Origin of the sequence: Flectobacillus roseus (assembly GCF_030056595.1) — a bacterium.
Taxonomy (GTDB): Bacteria; Bacteroidota; Bacteroidia; order Cytophagales; family Spirosomataceae; genus Flectobacillus; species Flectobacillus roseus.
The window spans coordinates 476904-496507 of record NZ_JASHIF010000007.1 but is presented as its reverse complement, the minus strand read 5'-3'; the positions used below and the strand labels follow the sequence as shown (position 1 = coordinate 496507).

Annotated in this window: 15 protein-coding genes; 2 read left to right on the top strand and 13 right to left on the bottom strand. The window is 34.2% G+C overall.

The features are described from left to right. Positions 1-150 precede the first annotated feature (150 nt). Positions 151-525 (top strand): DUF6979 family protein, encoded by a 375-nt coding sequence (locus tag QM524_RS08945; protein WP_283344289.1) that lies wholly within the window; start codon positions 151-153, stop codon positions 523-525. A gap of 81 nt (positions 526-606) precedes the next feature. Here QM524_RS08945 and QM524_RS08940 read toward each other — a convergent pair whose 3' ends face one another. The 4 genes from QM524_RS08940 to QM524_RS08925 all read right to left on the bottom strand — a co-directional run bounded on the left by QM524_RS08940 (position 607) and on the right by QM524_RS08925 (position 4856). Beyond that, complete coding sequence (locus QM524_RS08940) at positions 607-1227, bottom strand: NADAR family protein (RefSeq protein WP_283344288.1); 621 nt, start codon at positions 1225-1227, stop codon at positions 607-609. Between the two features lie 218 nt (positions 1228-1445). Further along, positions 1446-1907: a hypothetical protein gene (locus QM524_RS08935; RefSeq protein ID WP_283344287.1), complete on the bottom strand. Its 462-nt coding sequence runs from the start codon at positions 1905-1907 to the stop codon at positions 1446-1448. A 704-nt stretch (positions 1908-2611) separates the two neighbouring features. Next, positions 2612-3688 (bottom strand): Fic family protein, encoded by a 1077-nt coding sequence (locus tag QM524_RS08930; protein WP_283344286.1) that lies wholly within the window; start codon positions 3686-3688, stop codon positions 2612-2614. A 562-nt stretch (positions 3689-4250) separates the two neighbouring features. Continuing rightward, positions 4251-4856, bottom strand: a complete 606-nt coding sequence (locus QM524_RS08925) for a master DNA invertase Mpi family serine-type recombinase (protein WP_283344285.1) — start codon at positions 4854-4856, stop codon at positions 4251-4253. Between the two features lie 56 nt (positions 4857-4912). On the opposite strand from QM524_RS08925, the gene QM524_RS08920 reads away from it, so the two are divergent. Beyond that, entirely contained in the window at positions 4913-5575 is a 663-nt protein-coding gene (locus QM524_RS08920; RefSeq protein ID WP_310586445.1) for a TaqI-like C-terminal specificity domain-containing protein, read from the top strand. Here the strand turns inward: QM524_RS08920 and QM524_RS08915 are convergent. The 9 genes from QM524_RS08915 to QM524_RS08875 all read right to left on the bottom strand — a co-directional run bounded on the left by QM524_RS08915 (position 5532) and on the right by QM524_RS08875 (position 19462). Beyond that, positions 5532-8873, bottom strand: a complete 3342-nt coding sequence (locus tag QM524_RS08915; RefSeq protein ID WP_283344284.1) for an Eco57I restriction-modification methylase domain-containing protein — start codon at positions 8871-8873, stop codon at positions 5532-5534. The two genes, QM524_RS08920 and QM524_RS08915, sit on opposite strands and share 44 nt — an antisense overlap. Before the next feature lie 4 nt (positions 8874-8877). After that, positions 8878-12210 (bottom strand): helicase-related protein, encoded by a 3333-nt coding sequence (locus QM524_RS08910; protein WP_283344283.1) that lies wholly within the window; start codon positions 12208-12210, stop codon positions 8878-8880. 204 nt (positions 12211-12414) lie between these two features. After that, on the bottom strand, positions 12415-12849 hold the full coding sequence (locus QM524_RS08905) for a hypothetical protein (RefSeq protein ID WP_283344282.1): 435 nt from the start codon (positions 12847-12849) through the stop codon (positions 12415-12417). After that, entirely contained in the window at positions 12842-13402 is a 561-nt protein-coding gene (locus QM524_RS08900; RefSeq protein ID WP_044173517.1) for a hypothetical protein, read from the bottom strand. The genes QM524_RS08905 and QM524_RS08900 overlap by 8 nt, the downstream gene beginning before the upstream one ends. A 169-nt stretch (positions 13403-13571) precedes the next feature. After that, positions 13572-13796, bottom strand: coding sequence for a hypothetical protein (locus tag QM524_RS08895; RefSeq protein ID WP_026997211.1), 225 nt, complete (start codon positions 13794-13796; stop codon positions 13572-13574). Positions 13797-14133: 337 nt separating this feature from the next. Continuing rightward, positions 14134-16770 (bottom strand): DUF6371 domain-containing protein, encoded by a 2637-nt coding sequence (locus tag QM524_RS08890; RefSeq protein WP_283344281.1) that lies wholly within the window; start codon positions 16768-16770, stop codon positions 14134-14136. A 267-nt stretch (positions 16771-17037) separates the two neighbouring features. After that, on the bottom strand, positions 17038-17334 hold the full coding sequence (locus QM524_RS08885; protein WP_044173512.1) for a hypothetical protein: 297 nt from the start codon (positions 17332-17334) through the stop codon (positions 17038-17040). Positions 17335-17484: 150 nt separating this feature from the next. Further along, on the bottom strand, positions 17485-18318 hold the full coding sequence (locus tag QM524_RS08880; protein ID WP_283344280.1) for a hypothetical protein: 834 nt from the start codon (positions 18316-18318) through the stop codon (positions 17485-17487). Next, the gene (locus QM524_RS08875; protein WP_044175221.1) at positions 18281-19462 is read right to left on the bottom strand and encodes a site-specific integrase; all 1182 of its coding nucleotides are present in this window, start codon (positions 19460-19462) and stop codon (positions 18281-18283) included. The genes QM524_RS08880 and QM524_RS08875 overlap by 38 nt, the downstream gene beginning before the upstream one ends. Positions 19463-19604: the final 142 nt, after the last annotated feature.

The window sequence follows — 19604 nt, the reverse complement described above, 5'->3', positions numbered from 1 at the left end:
TGGGCTAATTTACGGTTTTGAACTTTCAGTATATGTAATGGTAAACCTACTAGTTACAAACTGCAATAAAGTCTAATAATAAAAACCAAATTTTACTTGACATTCACTATTTCTTAATTATCATATTGGTTCATTATAAAAAAAATAGAAATGAGTTATTCAAAAATTGCTGTTAAAGCCACTTTGGTGGCAGTTAGCCAAATGATGAGCCCTGTAGAAGCATGGGAGTTAGAACTGAAATTGGCACAGAAGGCAGACAAAGGGTGTCCTAAAGGTACTTTTTTAGGGTTATGTCAGAATGGATTTGTTAAAGGCATTCCCGTAGGGAGCTATACAAATTCAAAGAAAAATGCCAAATATGGCTTAGTTGGAAGAGAGCTTCTTTTATCACAGCCAGATCTGTATCTAAATGATACGAAAAAACTATGGAGCGATATTTTAGGGGTACTTCACTTACCTCCAAAAGCACCAAATCAACAAGCCGAAGTTTTAATTGAACTTTGGAAGAATAGACTTCTTTTGTAAGTTCATACAATAAGAAAGCTTGGAAAAACAATAAGCTGTTAGATGTCTAACAGCTTATTGTTTTTATCAAATCAAATTTTATTAAACTGCAAATTCTTCATACTCGAACGTATAGTCAAAATCTCCTAAAATATTGGTATTGCAAATAATACCAATTGGGTGATTATAGAGTAGCAATGCAGGTATATTGACAGGTTCTACACAATACATTCTTTCATTAGATGTCACGTATTTTTGACGTAGTTCCATTAATAACCTTCCGAGTGCATTGACTCCTTGTAGCTTACCGTCTAATAAATACGCTCCCCAGAGTTTATCTTCTTTCGAAAACTCTACAATTGGCTTATCCTCGGTTGATAGAAGCACTTGACTGAATTTTTCCCAGTTTTGCGCTAATTTCACTTCGAGTACCCATCTCATTATTTTAATCTGAACCCGAGCCCAATCTGGTCGACTATACTTTTCTTTATATTTTTTACTCACCATTTTAGCCTTCATGGCATTATCCTGCGAGATAATTTTATACTGGATTTCAGGGTTAATGGGGTAACGCATAGCCTGATAAAGATGCTCAGAAGATGGAATAATTATATCATTGATATAAATGCTATATCCTGATGCCATATTAGATAAACCGCCGAAAGCTTCAGTTGTCTTGCGAAAAGAGATAATTTCATTTGGGTTATAAATACGTTCTTCCATATTCTTGTGTTATGAAATTTCTTGCTGGTTTAACGGAAAAAGCTATCCAACTATATTCTGGATTACCTAATCCCATCACAATACAATGGGACAAGTACGTATATAAAATCAATTTATCTTATCATTTGCAAATGTTATAGGCAACACCCACTTCAGGCTTGATATTGAGATGGATGGCTAATTGACCTTGAAAAGCTCCTAAAACAATTGAATGAATTTTACTGGCTAATTGACTCTTGGTAAGCCAAATACCCTTGCACAAAAGAGGTTAAATTTATTTGAGATGTTGTCTCTGTAGATTCGTCATCAGGCTCTTGTGTGTACCAATGTAAAAATGCCTTACGACGAAGCATGGCATTAAACTGTTCAGACACTCTGTTCCAAAGAGTCATCAGTGACGTACTATTCCCGATAAAAGTTGATGACATTTTGAGAGCAGGAACAGTTTCAGTACTTGGTGATGACTGAGCGAGCAATACTGAATCTTTTAAACTAGCTACCAAAGCGTATGAAGCAGATTTGAATTCCGTGAAAACTGGTGATTGGGTATCCATATTGGCAAAAGCTTCAGATTGAATTAACGAATTTCCTGTTGCTTCAAAATGGGTAAAAACAGTTGACTTAAAGAAAAGATCCCAATTCTTTTCTACTGGATTAAGGTTTGATTTTAAAGATTCCATTATTATTATTATTATTTTATGAGTTGATTTACTTTTATGTTCCATTCGTTGAGTATTGTCAGGTATTTATCAAAAGGTATTCATTGATTGATACTCATAAAATAGAAAGATATTTTAGGAGCCTCCAAAAGCACAAAATCAACAAGCCGCAGTTTTAATTGAACTTTGAAAAATGGACTTTTATTGAAATACTCAATTTCCCTGACATCATCTCTTTCAACTGGTGGATAACCAAATTCGTCTAACAGTAGTATTAAATCAACTTTTAGACGAATTTAATATCGTCACGTTTGTTCCAATCTGGAAATTTAGCTTGACTATCAACAATGCTACAACTGCTTTTTATAAGGCTCCTACTGGATAATTGAAAACAAATAGAAATCTATTCGTGATGTTGCTTAAAGGCTAAAAACTCTTCTCTGTCAAATATCTTATCGCCAAGTCCATTAGCTTTTACTGCTTCAGCAGAATTAATGAACAGGTCGCTTTTGTTAAGAAGGTCAAAATCTATAAGTGGGCTTTTTTCCTAGGTATCGTAGTAAGGTTTAGATGTGTGTACTTAAATAATCATGTTTATTATTCTATGAGTATTTGTTTCAACATGTATAAAAAAAGGCAGTTTTCTATATATGAGTGTCAAAATATGTACACAAAATCGCCTTTTTCTATACATATCTGAGTACTCATGTATAGAAAAACACTATTTACTGAATAGTATAGTCTTGAGAGAATAGAGCGATAAGTGCATGGTTTACGTAATAGCTACTTTTCCCAATCTTGTATTTAGTAAGTAATCCAATCTCTATTAACTGGTCTAAATACTTGGTGGCAGTGATTCTCGTCACTCGCAAGTCTTCTTGGACGAATTCAATCTTGGTATATGGATGCTTAAATAAATTATTCAGGAGGTCTTGACTGTATATTTTGGGCAATTCAGTTCTAACTTTTTCTTTATAAGCTTGCATCAATTGACGTAACTGCTTTACCATTCCTATACTTTGAATAGATGTTTTTTCGATAGCAGTAAGCATATATTTTATCCAATCAATCCAATTCTCATGGTCTCGTACTCCCTGAATAAGTCGATAATAGTCAGATTTATTTTGATTAATATAACGACTTAGATACAAAATAGGCAAATTGATTAAGCCTTGCTTTTGTAGATAAAGCACATTCATAATTCTACCTGTTCGACCGTTTCCATCATAAAAAGGGTGAATACTCTCAAACTGAAAATGGATAAGTGCCATTTTCACCAAATCATCTAAATCAGATAATTCATCATCGTTAATAAACTTTTCTAGTGAATTCATTAACGAAACAATTTCATTATTGCTTTGTGGGGGTTCATAAACAACTTGACCAAAGTTATTTTTAAGACTTGTTCCTGGTACTTTCCTAAAGCCTGCTTTATTTCTTTCTAAGGTCTCCTGAATTTCAAGAATAGTTCGATTGGTCAACAAATTACTTGATTTGACTAATTCATAACCGCCTTTAAGTGCAATAGCATAATTCTGTACCTCCTTAGCTGCAAGGAATTGGACTCCACTAATATTCAATTCAGCTTTGAATAATTCGTCATGAGTGGTAACAATATTTTCAATGGCAGAACTATCTTTTGCTTCTTGAAGAACCAAGGTATTGAGTAATAAATATTGGTTAGGTATTGACTCTGCCACACCTTTCAACTCTGCTAATGCAGTACGAGCTTTATTTACCATCTTTAAAACCTCCTTTGTTTCAAGCTCTATTTTAGGAGGAAAATCTTCTATATTCCACATGCGTATGAGTATGCTATTTTAATGAGTGTGAAACAGTAGATCTTTTCACAATTTGACACAATAATAAGTTAGACTGTAAATTATCGTTTTAAATCATACGATATTACTCAATTTTTCTATAATATTCACAAGTTATGGTCGCTGAGTTTTAACCGATACCAATGTATAATTAACGGTCAAAGTACCTGAGTTTTTATTTACAAATACGAATGGGATGTTCATTCTCTATCTTCACGAAGCTATAGTGCGAGAGTATTATAATATTAAATTCCTTCATATTTGCCTATTCTTGATAGATGAATTATCAATTTTAATATAGATTGTCATATTTGGGTAATCGTGCAGAATAAGATTTAAGTTATGTGTTTAGGCACAAGGCAAAGAGTGTAAAAATGGTTTTAATAACCACAGATACACTTTTTCCCAAAGCCCACCGCCGAAAGCCGATATCTGAAAGTCTTAAGCACAAAAATTAAATTCTATTTTGCGCACTAACTTAAATTGAATTTAGGAATATGATTTTAACAAAGCTCAGGTAATGAATCTTCCATTTTGGAGTTACCTATACTTTTTTTAATAAATTATCTTTTACAAAGCTAGCAACGGTTAAACGATGAACATTGAGTATTCTACTAATAGCACTTAGAGAAACATTTTTGTCAAGTAATTCCTTGATTTTTTTTTCTTGCCCAGTTAGTTTCTTTTTCGAAGATTTTCTTCCTTTGGGGCGGCCAAGTATGATTCCATCTGCTTTTTTCCTTGCTAATGCTTCTTTGGTTCTTTGCGAAATAAGATTTCGTTCTATTTCTGCCGAAAGACCAAAAGCAAAGGCTAATACTTTAGAGTTAATATCATTACCCAAACGATAATTATCTTTAATAGTCCAAAGCTGTACTTCTTTCTTCATGCATTGATTTAGAATGCTCATAATCATTAAAAGGCTACGCCCTAAACGGGATAATTCGGTGCAAACAAGTATATCATCTTTCTTCATTTTATTGAGCAATTTACCCAAAGCTCTATTTTCAATATTTTTTGTGCCAGAGATAGTTTCTTCTATCCATCTATCTACCACTATTTGATTTTTTTCACAGAAAGTGTTGATTTCAAATCGTTGATTTTCTACTGTTTGTTTGTCACTACTGACTCTGATATAGCCGTAAATCATTGTATTTTAGATTAAGTTAAAAATACAATTTTCTTATACAATAACCTTGCTACTTTATACGCCCGATTCTTCGTGGCAGGGATATTAAACGATATGGGTATGAATTTGCAGATTTGTGGTTGATTCATACCCATAACGGATTGAAAGAAAAGGGCTTAGAACGTATTAAAATAGAGGATTATCCAGCTATAAAAAAGCATTTGGATAGCTACTATTTTGAGCTTGAAAAAAGAGCGGATAAAGGTGATACAATATATAACCTAAGAAACTGTGCATATATGGACGATTTTTCTAAACCAAAAATTGTATGGGCAGAGACAATGAGAATTCATAAAAATTCAAACGAAAGATTTCCTAGATTTGCGTTTGAAGATACAGAACACTATTATACTGACAAAACTTGTTTTTTTGCTGTCGGGAAAAATATAAAATTTTTGGTAGCTTATTTAAACTCAAAAGTGGGTAAATATCTATGTTCTCAATATGTGTCAATTCTTGACGATGGTGGATATTTAATGCAAAAGAAATACCTTCAAGAGATACCTATTCCCCAAATTGACGGATTTGTAATCAATAAAATAGAGTTATTATTTTCGCAAGTTTTAGATAAAAAAATAAATAATATCGTTTCATCAAAAGCAGAAACGGAAATTGACAATACCATATATCAACTATTCAATTTTGATTATTCAGAGATTCAATTTGTTGATTTTCAATAAATTGAATCTCGTTTTCATCTAATTGGTATAATTTATAAATCAATTTATTAATTTTTTGTAATAGTATTTGAGCCTCTTCATTTATATTGGTTGATAAAATTTTATCCACTAATGGCATAATTTTTAAGTTAATTTCGTCGTCAACTACTGGAACTTTTATAGGTTCAATAGCTTGGACACTTATCAGTAAATCTCCAGTTCCTGTTTTAGGTGAGTCTTTTAATAAATAATGCCCCATTTTAGAATTTAAAATAGATAAAATATATTTGAGTCTGGTGCTTCCTGTAGCAAAACAAGTGCTATCTAAAGTTATTATTGAACTCTCATCATAAGAAAACTTTAAAATAGAGCCGATTCTCTTCCAAATAATTTTTGGTTTAGAAAAATCGTCCATATAATTTGCTCCCCACCTTTGGAGGGCATACCATTCGTATCGAACACCCGTTTCTTCTTTGTTACGTGCTGAAAGTTTTTCTTTATGTGTCAAAAGGTGTTTGTATACAGCTGGGTACTGTTTTTCAAACTCTTTCTCAGCCTCGGCAGAAGCTCCCATGATATTATTATTCAAGTGTAGTGGAAAATGCCAAGGAATATAGAGTAACCACAAATCTGCAAATTCATACCCATATCGTTTAATATCCCTGCCACGAAGAATCGGGCGTATAATTTCGGCAGATTTGGGGTCTGCTGCGATGAGTTCATCTTTTTTCTTACCATCTATAATAAAAGCATCATTATAACCTGTTAGTATTCCTCTGTAAATGTTTATATCCCAATCTTTTAGCGGTGTCCCTATTCGCTCAATTTTAGCTTTTATACTTTGCTCAATATCATTTAGAATAACCCAACTATTTGATGAGTTAAAGTTACAAATGCTATTATTGTTCTTTACATAAACATCCAATGCACCACTCCATTTTTCTTTTATTATGCAAGCTTGTGTGTTACCCACGTTTATACTTTTTTGATAGAGCAATATATTTGTATCAACTGTTGCAGAAGCAAATATTTTTTGACCAGCAAAATCTAAAAGTATTATGGGATTAGTTTTTTCTGCAAAAAACCTTCTGAGTGATTCCCCATATCCTGCTCTCATCCATTTATTTGAAGTAATAAAACATAGTAACCCATTATTACTAAGAACATTATAGCCCTGTTCATAAAATAAAGTATATATATCACCTGTACGTTCAAAAGTACTATATCTAACTTTTTCATACATCTTTGCTAATCGTCCTCCATCAGTTTGTAACTGAACATACGGTGGATTACCAATAACAATATCAAAGCCAGAAACTCCAAACATCCACTCAGCATCAAACCACTCGCTTTTTTCATGGCTAAAAGGTTTCCAAGTGCTTATCAGATAGGCACGGCTGTTGGTATCAATATTTTTACCCAAACTAAACTGCTGTTGAGCAACACGGTCTTGGATTTGCTTAAACTTAGTTTTTAATATAGCTTTTTCTTCTCCAAAACTTTGTAAATAGTCTTGGCGTATGCGTTTGAGTTGGTCAAGGTCATCATTGGCATTAAATAAACCACCAAAGTTGGTTTCTACTGGTAGTTTGCGTAATGAATCTGCCGTAACAAACTTAAATTCTAAGTTCGGTAAAGGTTCTACTCCACGGTTAGGCTTGTTTTCATCAATGTTTTCATCTACAATCAATGTCAAGAAACAACGGAGTTTGCTTATCTCGGCAGCTATTGGCTGTATATCTACACCATAAAGTGAGTTTTGTATGATGCCTATCTTACGAGCGTATTCTACGCTGGCAGCATTGAGTTTCTCTCTTATGATACTACGCAAAACAGGATTGTCATTCTTTTCAATTTGTTTATTTTTCCACCATACACTATTAGGGTCAATTTTCTGGAGAGCCATCACTATTTTCTGTAAAACTCCCATTGGAAAAGCCCCAGAACCACAAGCAGGGTCAAGTATTTTTAGTGTATCTAATGCCTCTAAAATAGCTACTTTTTGAGTAATTAGTATTGAGTCTTCTGGAATCCTACTATCAATCTTAAAGAGAATTGATAGTACTTCTTTTTCTAAGTTAGTTTTATTGTGTAGGTAGTGTACAAGACTTTCGGTAGCCATATAGTCTACAATCTCACGAGGTGTGTAAAAACTACCCGTAGCCTTACGTGCTGTTTCGCCACTGTCTGGGTCAATTTCAGCTAATAAATTCTCAAAAATACGGCCCAACATTTCAGGGTCAACACTTACTTCAATATCAACGGTTGAGTTTTCATCAATTGTAAAGTTGTATTTATCTAATTCTTGGAAAAAGTTTAAAAACCAACTATCAGGAATTATGAGCGTATTTAAGTTTTCTGAGAGTCCAGTAATTTTATTAGGTATATAAAAATCATCTTCTTGATAATCAAAAAGTCCACCATTTAGAAATGGAATCATATTTGCACCTTCTGGCAAATCATTGACACGTTTTTCCATTGGCGTATTAAGCGTTTGAAAAAACAATCTTTCAAGTACCGTATGGTAATAATTGGAAAATTTAGAAACGGCTTCGCTTCCTAAAAGGCACTCTGGTAATAATGCTAATCCTTCTTGGGACTTTTTAACTTTTAAAAACCAACAAAAAATAGTTCGCCCAATTAATCTTACCGCAAATTCTTGATACGTTTTGGCATCCGAAGTACTTGGTAGTTGTAATTTGCGCTCATAAATTCTAATGTTTTTACCTTTACCTGCTGTTGCTCCAACTAATTCATAAAAATGTTGTGCAATAATCTTATAAAATTCTTCATTCAGTGCTTCAACAGAGAAGGCATTACGAATATCTTCAAGAGTGAGAGGTTTTCCAGCAATTTTTGATAAATTTTGAGCAGGAGTTAGCGTTTTTTCTCCTTCTCCCAAAAGATATGTATAGCGTTTGGGTTCAGTGGTTTGCGTTTCAATTGCTCCTTTCGCATTTAATGTTTTAATTTCAGACACAAACGAAAGTCTCCATTTATTTTCTTGAACAAAAGCAATTAAAGCACCATCAACATCATACTTATACACATCTCGAAGCAATTCCCGTAGACCAACTTTATTGTGTTCAAGCCATACATCAGGCTTTACATTAACCTGATAAATACCAATAATACGGTCATCTTTTGTACTAAAACTTCCTAATTCGTAAGCTTCTGTAGCTTTCTGAGTACCTTTTAACTCTATTGCTTGAGGCGTTTCTAAAATTCGTTTTACGCCAAAAATGTTAATTAGTGTTTGTTTCCAAGACTCTTGATTATAGGGGCTTGATAATATAGTTTGCAGTTGTAGTTTATTCATATTTTTAAGCGATAAAAGTCTCAGAAATTACAATATCGGGTTCAATAATTACAGGTAGCGAATCGGTTATTACGCCAAATTCTTCTTCTTTTTCGTTTTGCTCTGTTGTTTTGTACTTTTTGGCTAGTAGCAAAATCAAATTGTCGCCTTGTGCCAAAGTAATTTCCTTTTTATTAATTTTTCTGGTTAACTGGCGTACTTCGTTTGGAAGTGGAGTGTACGTACCTTTTTCGATTAACCCAATGAGGTTATCACAAGCGTTTTTAACATCTTTATTTTTGGTAAAAGTAGCCTTATAGTCTCTCAAGAACTTGCGTGCTTGGGCTGTTACTGCATCTGCTTTATCTGAACTACTTACTTTTTCGGTATTAGCACCAAAAAAATCACGTTCAAAAGCCTCAAGAGAAGCTCTTACTTGAGCGTAATGAGTATCAGGTAATGGTAATGCTGGTTCTGTAGCAGCAGCTTCAAATAATTTAGCCGCTTCCAGAAATGTAAGGGCAGATACTTTATTCGAGTTATCTACTTTGTAAAACTCTAACTTGTAAGCAGACTTCAAGAATACAATAGAAGAGTGTTGAGTTTCGGAGTCCCCTTTTCGTCCTGTTCTGGCTTTAAGTGGTAAGTTTTCTATACGCTTAAACTCTCTAGGATTCAAATCTTTATACTCACGAATAAACTTAAGGTATTTTAATCGCAAATCTTCATCATCGGGTAAACCCTCTTCAAATAATTTAAACTGTTCTACCAATTCTTCGTGAGTGAAAATCTGGGCATCTTCACCGAATGTAGAGTGAAAACCTTGCAATTTGACTAGGGCTTTATTGTATAGATTTATTTCCTCATCACCTTGTTGAGAGGGGTAATAATTATAGTTGAAAATGGTGCCCGCTACGCTACCAATACGGTTTACACGTCCTATCCGTTGCATCAAACGAGTAGCATTCCATGGGGTGTCATAGTTCACAATCACGTTTGCACGATGCAAGTTTACACCTTCTGCCAATACATCTGTGGTAATGATTATTTGATAATCATCTTTCTGTTTTGCTATATCACGGTTGGCGTCAAAATTTTCGAGAATAGTTTCAAATATTTTACTTCTATTATCCGATGAAACACAAAGGATATTTTGGTTAATATTTTCCTTGAGTTTTTTGGTTAGATAGTTGGCAGTGTCGGTACTTTCGGTAAACACCACAAGCTTACCCGTAGGGTTAATATCACTCCTTAAAAACTCATTGTTCAGGTTATCAAGGAATGTGTTTAGTTTAGGGTCATTCACAACACTATCCCAATAGTTGACTAACTCAGCGAGTAAACGATGGTCACTTTTCAGACCTTCAATAAGACTAATTAAAGTAGGATCTGTATTACTAATAGGTTGCTCAATAAACTCGTCTGGACTAAAGATGTTATTTCTCGGATTTTTTTGCGAAAGTGCATCAATCAATAATTCAATTTCTTCAACGCTAGTACCTTTTTCTTGTAAATCATTGATACGGAGGTCAGGGGCAATAAGTACTTTTTCATTATCAAACATCTCAATCATTCTCGCTGTAGCAATCATGAGATTGTTCAATGAAATTCTAAAAGCATGAAAACTACTTTCTAATCGTTTGACCATTAAAGTTTTCATGATACTTGCTAATGACTTTGATACCAACTCTGCTTGCGTATAACCACATTCCTCTTGTTTCTCTCTTGTCAAGAAGCGTATAGCCTGATATCTATAATAATGTATATCCTCGGTTAGGTACATTACTGTTCTGATAAAAAGCTTATTTAGTTTGGCATCAAGCTGATATATTTTAGCTTTAGGAGCGGCTATTTCAGGGAATAAAATACCTTGGTCATCTAAATCTTTCTGGTAACTAGGAAAGTTTTTAAGATTTTTCCTGGTACGTCGTACCGTCACAGGCTCAACTACACGAGTACGAATTTGAGTGTATAATTCTCTAATTCTAGCCATATCAGGACTATCACTCGCAATAATTTCCCTGTACTCTCTGATAATAGGACCAAAAAAGTTTTGCAAGTTTGTTTCTGGCAGTGTGCTTCGACGTGCATCCTGAAACAATTGTAACAAATAGTACAAATCTTGCGGACGGTTGTTTAGCGGAGTAGCAGAAATTAAGACCACCTTTTTACGATTATCAGCAATCAAGCCATCTCCACTTCTTGGAGCTTTGCAAATCCTCTGTAATTGGCTAAACATCTGAGAAGTGTGGTTTCGGTACCTATGTGCCTCATCCACCAAAATCAAATCATATTCTTCTTTTGCCCAATATTTTGGGTCTTTTTCCTCTAAAATTTTATCTAAACGACCATTTGTAATAAACTTGGTATGCTTATCAATTTTAAATTGCTTGAAAGTATCAACCCAGTTTTTTTCAAGAGCTGGAGGGTAAATAACTAAAATCTTAGTGTTTATTGAGCCATTGGCAATCAAAAAGCGCTTGGCAATCATTGTTGCGATGATTGTTTTACCCAAACCAACCACATCCGCCAAAAAGAAGCCATTATGCTCCATTAGCATTTGGAAGCCCTGATTGACAGCTTCAACTTGATAACTTAGTTTTTTAAAATTTTGAGGCAAGTCGCCAACAGTGTCAGGGTCGTAATCAATATTTTTACCGAAGTACTCTATCAAGAACTTGATGTAGAGTTCAAATGGAGTAAACGTTTGTCCAATATGAGTTTTTTGTTTAAAAACTTCAATATCAGCAGGAAGAATTGGAGTTGACTTTTTCCAAAGCTCTTCAAACTCATTCTTAGTAAACTTTACATCATCATAATCTTTAAGAGCAATATTTAACTCATAGTTTGGGCTTTGCTTAGTGCCTAGTCCTGCATCAGTTAGGTTAGAAGAACCCATAATTACCCATCCATCAGAGTGTTCTGAATGATTTTCGGGTAATAACAAATAAAATTTTGCATGAATAGTTTGATGACTTGAAGCTCTTACCTCTATTTTCCCGTCGATCAAGTCATTGATAAATTGTAGTACTCCGTTTTCAACCTCTTCAGAATATTTTGCTTCTTTAATATCTTGAATAAACCACTTTAGAAATTCATTTTTAGTACGATTTTCATCTCCAAAAAAAAGCATTCCTTTACGTTGAGCCTCTGCAAAAAGAGAATCAACATTGATTCCTACCAAAATTTTTACACTTGGAATTTTTGTGAGATAAGGCTGGAGTTTAAAGTAACCCGACGAGCGAAAATATCCCACAACAGCATGGAAGGCATAAAGGTCTTTCATTTGGTCAAAAATGCCCTTGAATTTATCGAAGAGGTTTCGTTCGGTGCTATTGGTGAAAAACTTTGTCGACATATATTATAATTGTGATACAATCACAGTACGTTATTTTACAAATAAGAGATATTAAAGTTAGTAAAACTTATGCTTTTGTAAAACACTTCTTTACACTCTAAGGACTAGTACAATTTGTTTTCCAGCGTGTTTAGGAGGTAACACACTGGAAAACAGCGTAAAACTGCGTATTACTAAGCGTTACGCAAATGATAGAGGGTATGCTTATTCATAAATCAACCAGCCTTTACCAGCTACGAAAACAGCCTTTCCTTCCTTTTCTTTTAAAACAATGAGCGCTTTATCCCAATTTTCTTGGTCGCTAAGGTCGAAGCGTCGGATAACCTTGTGTTCGGGTAGTAATTTGAACGGCTGCCTCTCTACGGGGCTTGTCTTGTTTTCATTGTTTTCTTCTGTGACTGCATCTGTAACACTCGGTGATACTTCGTTTGGTGGCGTAGAACTTCCCAAAAAGAATTTAAGAATAGTGTGTCTGTACAAGTAGATGACGGCCATGCCTACGATTAGCAATACAATCAAGATAATCGTCCAGAATGAAGAACCACTTTTAGAGGATGAGGATGTTGATCCCAGAGAGCTAGGGGAACTTCTACTAAAAATTTCAAATGGGTCTTCAGAGAAAAAAATATTGTTAGTCATGGATAGATGGTTTGATAAATTGTTGAAAATACTGATAGGTTAAAATTTGAACAACGTCTGGCAAATCTGAGACTTTAGGGTTTTGTCTCACTACATTGAAAACCTGTTTGAGAAGGTCTGTTTCATAAGCAGCCAAACGAGCCTGAAGACTGGTGATTGTAGCTGACTCTATCGTTGCCCCACCACTTCTTTGATATTCATAAATGGCAGCTTCTCGTTCACGTCTAATCCTTTCTTCAGATAGTTTTTCGGCGGTACTCATAGCCTCTTGCCAAACCGACTTATTCTGAGCTTGGAGCTTTTCTTGAAGCTCACTTTTTTCAGCAATTAATTGACTAATGATAAGTTCTGATTCTGAAAGTTGATGCTGACTGGAAAGAGTAGATTCTTGATGGGTCGTAGCAAGTGACTGGTCTTTTTTATCCCAATGACTTTGTAGAATTAATAAGACATATTCGGACATATTCATATCTAGCGAACTGGCTTCATCCATCAATCTTTTTTTAATGTTCAGGTTTGTACGGATGTTAATGTTTTGAGTTAGTTTTTCCATTTTACGGTGTTTTAGTTGTTATATGCAGCTCTACTCAAATGTGTTATTTGGTAAAACTGAATGCAACAATAGGGTATAACTTTCAATAGGGACAAACGATATGTAATAGGTGAAATTGATGAATTGAGTTAATAAAAATCCCCTCGCTGGTATAGCAAGGGGATTTTTATTAAAGGTCACTACAAAATTTATTTTGATTTAAAACCTGTTGTATATCTTCGAACGATAAATCATACGCTTCTGCTAGGTCTACGGTGCGAATTTTACTTCCTTTTAGCTTTTTTGAGAAGGCGTATTCCTCTTTTATTTCTTGAATGACCCGATAGCTATCCGTTCTACAAAGATTGAGGATTATTTGTACATCTTGGGCTCTTAATACTAGTTGATATACCATGATTCGAATTGTATTTTATTAATAAGGCTAAAAAAAGGCTAGATGGCTAGAACACTTTTGCACTCAAAAAAACGTGTTTGTTTTCTACAACGTTACAACGGTAATGTAAAATATTAATAATCAATTACTTATCTCTTTTTCGTCGTTGTAAAATCGTTGTAATCGTTTACAACGGCTACAACGATTTTTTATGTTTACAACGGTTACAACGATTTTACAACGATTTTACAACGAAAAAATCAATAAAAATTTATATAATATATTGATTATCAAGTATCTAGCATTTTCGTTGTAGCGTTGTAGAAAAAATGCTTAAAAAAAAGTTTCAAAAAGCGTTCTAGCCATCTAGCCGTCTAGCCTTTAAATCCACCCCAAAACTTGACTGTATTAGCTCGTATGTTACTGATATAGAGTTTGTTACTGGACTTTTAAGAGCTTGGTCAAGTGTGTTTTCTTCACTTTTGAAGCGAATTGTCTTCACAATTTCCTTAAAATTGCGTGGTGCCTCCATTTTCACTACCTCTTGGATGATAGATTCCTTATCATGTGCCTCTTTGTAATATACATTGCGGTATCTATGCATAAAAATTGGATAAATCGAAGGCATACGCAAAAGCAGGAAGTTCCCTTCAAACCTAAAATGAACCCCTTCATGGATTTGCGAAGAGTCATACAAATATTGGAGAATGCTAAAGAATTCAGCCAGAACAGAGGTTTCATTCTGTATTCTATGTTGCAGGTATATCGTTTTCAAAGCTATTGCTACAAATTCATCCAGAATGTCCGATTCTTCGGTGTATTCGCATACTTGAATTTTATCATTTACCTGTAAAATGTAAGCACATGTCAGGGCTTGGCAAATATTACTAAGTAATCGCTCAGGCATTGATTCGTTTTGCGTAGCTTGTTCTACTCGGTTAAAGATTTTACTAAAGGCTGTGTTGTAATTTTCGTCTATAAGCTTACGATACTTGCAGAGCTCTACCGTAATATTTCCTAAACCACGTTTTTCTAAATCAATTAAATTGAAAAAAGCCTTTCGTTGGGATGCCTCTTTCTCCTTATTTTCTATTTGAATCAATATGCAACGAGAGAAGAAAATAGGGTTATTAGGGATATAATTGCTAGTAAGGGCTAAAGCACTGTAAATGTCAATACTATCAGTTTCGTTATTACTCCTTGAAGCTTCTGGAGTCTTGTGATAACCAGCATTATCATAAGCTGCTTGCAACAAACCTTCATGGGAGAAATCATTATGAAATTCATCCATCCAAATAAGTCCATTCGATAGCTGACTCATCAATTTAACCAGAGCAGCTTCCGTGTTTTTTGTCTTGAGGTTAATTTGTGGTTGTTCATAGCCAAAAAGACATGTAAGGTTTCTTACAACACTACTTTTACCAGTACCAGCCGAACCTTTCAAATAAAGGATAGGCGATGATCCTTTGTGAGAAATCACAATATCTCTAAACAAGGACATGATATAGAAGCACGCTGGAACGAATGCTTTCTCATAAGTATGAGTTTGTATGTAGATTTGGTACCATTGATTGAAGGATACATCCGAATCAGAAATAAAAAATCTGTTCTTCATTTTATCCTTGGTTTGTGGTAGCGAAATACAACTTTTATTGTCTGTAACAACGCCAAATTTGTCTGGCTCTACAAGAATCCCATTTGGTAGGAGTACTTTGTTTGAAAAGACATAGGTTTTTGACTCGCTATGGAATCCATATCGAGTCACTTTTGAAGCTTGACCAAATTGCGTTTTGGAGTAAATGAGTTCCTGTATTTCTGTTAGTTGCACATCGTTGATTTTGAAGCTTAGTAGATTGTTTGATAGCTCCATTTTCATCCTCTTTGCCGAACAAAAATCCTCATGTGACATTTCAATATAGATAGCCTCCTTATTCTTGATTCTAATCTCTAAAATCCATGTACAGTTTTGATTCTCATCTTGAGTTTTATACTTTACATAAACCAAAAAGTTATTGGCCACTACCTCCCAGTTATTACGTGTTTTGACCCAGATAGTATAGTCATTTTTATACATGACTGTTGGTGTCTTGATATAGATATCAGATGATGTTTTCTTCTCTTCAGAAGGCTGTTTTTGAGCTATCTCAGGCTTTTTCCCTTCTAGTATGGCATCTGCAATATCATAGCCATCCGAACGCTCAGGGAATAGGTCTATGACAGTATGTTTAATTTGTGCTTTCTCTAGGTTTTTAATACTAGAATTCATCCTCCCTGCGGCATCGGCATCACATAACCAGATTACATTTCTACCAGATAAAACCATGAGTTTTTCGGAGGTTAAACCATTGTTTGAACCACAAGCGAGCCATAAATACTCAGGGTAAAAGAATGAGGCTATAACCTTTGTTTTCTCTGACTCTACAATAATGACTGTTTTCTCTTTGTCACTACTTAGTTGCTCTTCACCAAACAAACACATGCCATATCGAACATTTTTGTTTTTAGGTTGAACCATCGAGTGACTATTATATCCATCTTTAGCTCTTTTACCTTGTTCATCGTAGACAAACCATTTTGCATTAACTACTTGTGATTTATCATTACGGAAAACAAATACCGTTTTTCCTTTATCATCAGTTGCTACACCATGTTTGATAAGATGTTCCTTTGAGATACCTTTTGACAAGCAAAACGTATGGAAATTACTTGACAAGTCGAGTGTCCATTTATCAAAGCGTTCTATCCAGCTTTTACTTGGATTTATAATATTATGATTATCAGGGATTAATGAAACTATATTTTTAGTTGAATGCGGCACTAAGTTAGGTATTTGATGGTAACCACAATGGTTTATACGTTCACATTTACCAAGATATTCATCAAGACGGTTTCCCTCCTGGTCCTCGTAATAGCGAAATGTATTGGCTTGTCCACACTTAGGACATTTCCCTTTCTTTTTAGGGCTTTTTTCGAATCGAAAATTATATTCTGTCATAAGTTCTTAGAGGTTAGGGAAATAAAGTTTGATATACTCTTGAGTATGGAGCATTTAGAAGATATTGACCTACATAGGAGCTGTAGGAAATTAGAAGTAAGCGCCTAATGTTAAGGCAAAAGAATAGCTGCTCCATAATTGTATGGAGTGTCGTAATTAGCAAAAAATACATAATTTTGTGTGGGAATTTAAAATTCAATTTGCTTTAAGTTATCAAAGCCGATATGTTCACGCATATCGGTTTTTTTATGCCTAAAGTCAAATACTTCAATGAAAGAATCCTTCAGGAAAAAGAGCTAGAATATCTGAAGTATAGACGTAGACTTTACCACCTATCTTAAATGTTCTAAATAGTCCCTCCCGTTTAAATTGTTCAAACTTAGATCTCGACCATCCCATTTTGGTACAAACCTCTGATGGTTGAAGTACTTCAGGAATAGAAGAAGGTTGTTTTGTTTGCGCTGTGATAATTGATTCAAGGTGCGAAATCTTCTTTTCAAATTCTTTCAGAATGTAAATTGTGTCATCGCTTAGATGAACTTTTGTACGACTTGTTCTAGGCATGGTAACATTGTTTTTAAATACAATGCAATACTAATAAAATATGTTGTAAGTATTACAACATATTTGGATATATTTTTTGCTATGATTTGCTATCAAATGAAAAGCCCTTAGAATCAGTATTCTAAGGGCTTTCTGTGGATGTATGAAAATCTACATAATATCTTCAAGTGATTGTGTTAAGTCATAAAGATCAATTTCGATTGACTCTTCATGACAAAACTTCATAAAACATTCTCTGAAGTGCAAATCATGTTTTAGGTCTGTAAAAGTGGCGCCTAGTTTCTGGTAGCTCTCGTTTGACATAAGAAATTTAGCATAATGAATATCGAAGAACCAGATGTGAATAGGTACTTTATCCTCAATTTTTTTCCAAATCTTGTCTTGAGATTTAAGATACTGTACAAGTTGATAAGGGGAGGGCATTTTGATAAACTGCTTGAGCTCTTCAATTAATTTGGATTGACCATTCGCTTCAGCAAACTTGGTAATTTCATTCATTAGTAACTGCTTTACCAAATTAGGGAGTTCGTATTGGGTGTAGTCAAAATCGTTAAATATTTGATTAATATCGAACTCAAGCTTACTCTTTAGTTTCATTGAAGCAAAATATGGATTCAATGTTTCTTCATTCACCTTACAATATATCTTACTAATAATATTTACAAGTGTAAGTGCTTCACGGTAGATAAGAGTGCTATTTTCCTCAGATAAACTTTCTATATCAAAGCTATCTGTAGGTAATGCTAAATTTATATTGCTTTTGATTTTAACAGATTGCCTGTTAAAGATAACTCGGTAATACAAGGGATATAGAGGCTTATTCTCATGGTTTTCTCCAACAGGAAAAAGGTAGGTATTAAGATAGTGTTTGATACTAATCTTTTTACCTGTTTTGTTAAGATCTGGACTGTATCTATTCCCTTCAAGAATTTCTATCATGGGAACGTTATTTGCAGGGTTTAAATATTTTTTGTAGTCCTTCATGTTGAATTTGTTCTACCAGATGAACGTATTTGTCCGTTTGCTCTCTTTTTGTATGTTGTAACTGCTTTTGTACGAGTTTATCATCACCAGATAACATATACAGAGAGGTGCCAAAAGTATCTCTTGAAGCCTTGAAATATAGCTTTTTGGGTATTCTAGCCAATTTGGCTATTACCTTGAGGCATTTATTTACTTTGGTATTCGTCATTCCCTTAAAAACACGTTTTTCGGAACTCCCAGAGTAGTACTTCAAAATGATTTTTTGTGGCTTTCCATCAAAAAGCAGGTACAGAGGTTTGTAACCAATTTTCTCAGTTTTTTGCGCCTTGTACTTTAGTAATAACCCTTGATTAGTTTTGCTAATACTAGAGTTCTTCATGTTGTAACAATCTGAAAAACGTAGACCTGTATAACATGCAAAAAGGAACATATCCCTCGCCATTTCTAGTTGGTCTTTTTCTTCAGGTGTACTATCGAAGTTCAATTGCTCTATCTTATCTCTTTCTTCAGGTAAAAGAAAAAGTGTGTCGGTCTCTTCTTTCGATAGCTTAAACAGCCTGTAAGGATTTTTTTCAATAGGAAGTAGATCTTGTTTAATAGCCAGATTAATGTACTTGCGTAGCTGGCGATGATACTTCTCAATTGTATTCGTTTTTAGTTTCTTTTCATTTCTAAGAAAAATTTCAAAGTCTTGTAAGAAACAGTAGTCTAAATCCTCAAAAGCAATATTATGTTGAAACTCAATGAGCTTTTTTAGCGTATTTTCCTGATTTACGAGCGTTCCTTTTTTGAGATGTGATTCCTTCTGAAGCTGCTTTTTAAAAAACTGAGTAAATGAAATTGGAACTTGTTTTTTGGAAGGATTCAAAAAGAAATCAAAATCTGATAAAGAAAATCGTTTATTGAGAGCCCTAAATTCAACTTCAAATTGCTCAAACTCGCTAACTCTGTCTCTGAGCGCTTTTGCTAAATACGGGTCTTTACAAGTAGCCTTTTTGGAGTCCCATTCTTTTTGGGTGAGGTATAGTTTTGTGCTAAAATATCTACGACCACCTTCCAAATAAGCTTGAATTTGCACTAGGCTTTTGCCTTTAGCTGCTAGGTCTTTTTTACGATTGAAAACCAGTGTGTATTGAACTTTCATGACAATGTGTTTAAGTTGATGCCGTAAACCTACTGTCATTTATTTGAAAAAACTTGGTATCACAACTGGTAGCAAAAAATCTGCTATGATTTGCTAAAACATACTAAACGAACCATAACATAAACCGCTTAAAATGGCTGTA

What these genes read in the sequence shown, in the direction of transcription:
- QM524_RS08945 (WP_283344289.1), top strand. Translation starts at nt 151, where the DNA reads ATGAGTTATTCAAAAATTGCTGTTAAAGCCACTTTGGTGGCAGTTAGC.
- QM524_RS08890 (WP_283344281.1), bottom strand. Translation starts at nt 16,770, where the DNA reads ATGACAGAATATAATTTTCGATTCGAAAAAAGCCCTAAAAAGAAAGGG.
- QM524_RS08905 (WP_283344282.1), bottom strand. Translation starts at nt 12,849, where the DNA reads ATGACTAACAATATTTTTTTCTCTGAAGACCCATTTGAAATTTTTAGT.
- QM524_RS08935 (WP_283344287.1), bottom strand. Translation starts at nt 1,907, where the DNA reads ATGGAATCTTTAAAATCAAACCTTAATCCAGTAGAAAAGAATTGGGAT.
- QM524_RS08875 (WP_044175221.1), bottom strand. Translation starts at nt 19,462, where the DNA reads ATGAAAGTTCAATACACACTGGTTTTCAATCGTAAAAAAGACCTAGCA.
- QM524_RS08940 (WP_283344288.1), bottom strand. Translation starts at nt 1,227, where the DNA reads ATGGAAGAACGTATTTATAACCCAAATGAAATTATCTCTTTTCGCAAG.
- QM524_RS08900 (WP_044173517.1), bottom strand. Translation starts at nt 13,402, where the DNA reads ATGGAAAAACTAACTCAAAACATTAACATCCGTACAAACCTGAACATT.
- QM524_RS08915 (WP_283344284.1), bottom strand. Translation starts at nt 8,873, where the DNA reads ATGAATAAACTACAACTGCAAACTATATTATCAAGCCCCTATAATCAA.
- QM524_RS08880 (WP_283344280.1), bottom strand. Translation starts at nt 18,318, where the DNA reads ATGAAGGACTACAAAAAATATTTAAACCCTGCAAATAACGTTCCCATG.
- QM524_RS08925 (WP_283344285.1), bottom strand. Translation starts at nt 4,856, where the DNA reads ATGATTTACGGCTATATCAGAGTCAGTAGTGACAAACAAACAGTAGAA.
- QM524_RS08885 (WP_044173512.1), bottom strand. Translation starts at nt 17,334, where the DNA reads ATGCCTAGAACAAGTCGTACAAAAGTTCATCTAAGCGATGACACAATT.
- QM524_RS08910 (WP_283344283.1), bottom strand. Translation starts at nt 12,210, where the DNA reads ATGTCGACAAAGTTTTTCACCAATAGCACCGAACGAAACCTCTTCGAT.
- QM524_RS08895 (WP_026997211.1), bottom strand. Translation starts at nt 13,796, where the DNA reads ATGGTATATCAACTAGTATTAAGAGCCCAAGATGTACAAATAATCCTC.
- QM524_RS08930 (WP_283344286.1), bottom strand. Translation starts at nt 3,688, where the DNA reads ATGTGGAATATAGAAGATTTTCCTCCTAAAATAGAGCTTGAAACAAAG.